The organism is Haladaptatus sp. W1, from assembly GCF_001723155.1.
GTDB lineage: Archaea > Halobacteriota > Halobacteria > Halobacteriales > Haladaptataceae > Haladaptatus > Haladaptatus paucihalophilus.
In genome coordinates this window covers 1-2,364 of the sequence record NZ_MEIH01000028.1, presented here as the reverse complement: position 1 = coordinate 2,364, position 2,364 = coordinate 1, and the positions used below count along the sequence as shown (strand labels likewise).

Below are 2,364 nucleotides of genomic sequence, written 5' to 3'. Positions count from 1 at the left end.
TCCGCGAAACGCGCCCGGAGAACCCGCTCTGGATGAATCCGGTCGACGCGGACGAGCGCGACATCGAGAACGGCGACCACATCCGCATCGACGCCGGTCGGCGGACCGTCGAAGGGATGGCGATGGTCACGAACGGAATCCGTCCCGGTGTCGTCGGCGCGATGTGGGGATGGGGGCGCGAGGGTGACGGCGCCGTCGCCCAGACCCGTCGACGGAACGACGACGGAATCGGTCGAAGGGTACGGTCACACACCGTACCAGTTCGACCGCCCGATGTCCGAGGACGCGGGAATCGCCAAGGGTCGCGACGCCGGGTTTGCGATCAACCATGTCCAACCGTTCGACCACGCCCTGGGCAACGCCGGGCTGAGCGACCTCGTCGGCGGCAGTAGCGCCCAATTCGACGCGTTCGTCGACGTCGAACGCCTCGACGGAGGTGGTCACTGATGACGGCGCTGTCCGACGACGTCGACCAGACGACGTTCGCGCGCTCACGAGCCAACGTCTACGGCCTCTTCGCCGCGATATTCGACGGCGATGTGGCGGCGCTTATCGAAGCGAGAGACGACGGCGTGTTCTGCCGTCTCGCCTCGACGCTCCCGGGCGATATCGACTGCACGCCGCTCGACGACCTCGACGACGAAGCGCTCTCGTTCGCCTACGAGAACCTCTTCGTCGTCCCGGGAACGCACTACGTTCCGCCGTTCGCATCGGCCCACGCGACGACTCCGTCGGTCGAATAACTGGTGGCGAAATACTTCCGGATGGTCGGCGAGCACCGACAGTTCCCGCCGACCGTGCAAAACGAGGAAGCCACTAGCGAGGGGTGGCGCAGCGGAAAACAGTCGCTCACGGTTTCGACCGAATCGAGTTGGACGTGCCACGATATGTTTCTTTTCGATGGGATTGTAATAAATGTGTTTTCAGCACGTGAGAATTGGAGAAGGTTTTACTCCACTTCGTATCATATGCCTGTGTAGTAATGAAAACACCGAATAACCAACGGACGTTCTCGCCAGATATCGTCTTCGACGTACTTCGAAACCCTCGTCGCCAGTTCGTCTTAGCGTATCTCCGACAGCAGAACCATCCGGTGACGCTCACCGAACTCGCGCGCCAGACTACTGCATGGGAAGCGGATGTCCCGCTGTCGGAGGTCAATGGGGAGTCGATGAAACCGGTGTATACATCGCTATCACACGCTCAACTGCCGAAGCTCGTCGACCACGGACTGCTCGAATACACGACCGATGATCGACGAACCGTCGATACTACGGACCGAATGCGGATACTCGAAGCCGATTTCGATTTTACTTCTCTCGTCGAACCACAGCGGTACTACACCGAGTGACACCCCGACTGTGTTGTTATGCGATTTGACGCGGACGATATGGACTGGCCCACGTGGGGATATCACAGCCGAGTCGAGCCACGCGGTTCTCTATCGATGGATGGGTTGCGAACAAGGAAAAGAGGAGTGAACGATCCGTGTTCCACGGAACCGGGCCAGCAATATCCTCGATGTTCTCGCCAGTTGCGATAGCTGCGACTCGGTAGAGCGCATCGGCGAGCGTTTCGGGGTCCACGACGTGGGCGGCGTAGGCGTCCGCACGGTACTCTTCCATTCGATTCGCATACCGACTCAGCGCGAGTGCGAGTGGTTCGACACCCAACCCGAATGCATACCGAACGAGGCGGATTGGTCGCTCTTCGATGAACGCAAGCGCGCTGAACAACAGCGAGCCGACGGCGGCTACGAACGGGCCGCGTCCTGCAAGAACGACGAGCCAGAACGCGCTGAAACCGAGTATCTGGGGAGTGTACGCACGAATCGCGTCCGTGTGGATATCCGTTCCTAGATGACCGAGTTCGTGTGCGAACAACGCACTCACGCCTACTCGCCCGACGATTTGCGGGAGGAGCGGGTCGAACGCGACGACGGGTTCACCGTCGTCGTAGCCAACTACAGCATCCACGAACACAGCTAATCTTCCAGCTCATCTGTCTCAAGCTCGCCAGCGAGATACTGCCGCCTTTTCTCTGTAATTTGGTAGTAAGTCTTGCTCTCGTTTGGATTTTCCATTAGGCTCCGCTTTAAGAGTTGCTCAATTGGTTGTGTGATTGGTATCGATTATGTTCATATAGCAATCTATTTTGATGTAAACTCACACTACCTACCATATTACATGCAGACAATTTATTGTGATCAGGAAGTATTCTTAACTGAATGACGAGGACATATATCTTAGGAGCTGGTGCCTCTCTTGGGTACAATGATGATGCTCCAGACGATCTGATTCCCCCTGGAACGAATGATTTCTTTGCTAAAGGTGCAAAGTCTGGTCTTCTATTTGATGATGATTT

General features: G+C 57.2%; 4 protein-coding genes and 1 pseudogene. 4 read left to right on the top strand and 1 reads right to left on the bottom strand.

All coding sequences use genetic code 11. The annotated features are described in order from the left end of the window. Positions 1–32: 32 nt before the first annotated feature. The 4 genes and pseudogenes from BG842_RS32890 to BG842_RS01410 form a co-directional block, all read left to right on the top strand. Positions 33–146 (top strand): annotated as a pseudogene (locus tag BG842_RS32890) (molybdopterin dinucleotide binding domain-containing protein); the annotation flags it as partial. 37 nt (positions 147–183) lie between these two features. After that, positions 184–447 carry a hypothetical protein gene (locus BG842_RS30835; protein ID WP_069449385.1) on the top strand — a complete coding sequence of 88 codons (264 nt, stop codon included), beginning with the start codon at positions 184–186 and terminating at the stop codon, positions 445–447. Further along, entirely contained in the window at positions 447–743 is a 297-nt protein-coding gene (locus BG842_RS01415; protein ID WP_069449384.1) for a hypothetical protein, read from the top strand. Before BG842_RS30835 ends, BG842_RS01415 begins: the two co-directional genes overlap by 1 nt. A gap of 239 nt (positions 744–982) precedes the next feature. Further along, on the top strand, positions 983–1,351 hold the full coding sequence (locus BG842_RS01410) for a hypothetical protein (RefSeq protein WP_069449383.1): 369 nt from the start codon (positions 983–985) through the stop codon (positions 1,349–1,351). A gap of 16 nt (positions 1,352–1,367) precedes the next feature. Here BG842_RS01410 and BG842_RS01405 read toward each other — a convergent pair whose 3' ends face one another. Continuing rightward, positions 1,368–1,976, bottom strand: a complete 609-nt coding sequence (locus BG842_RS01405) for a M48 family metallopeptidase (RefSeq protein WP_254662819.1) — start codon at positions 1,974–1,976, stop codon at positions 1,368–1,370. Positions 1,977–2,364 lie beyond the last annotated feature (388 nt).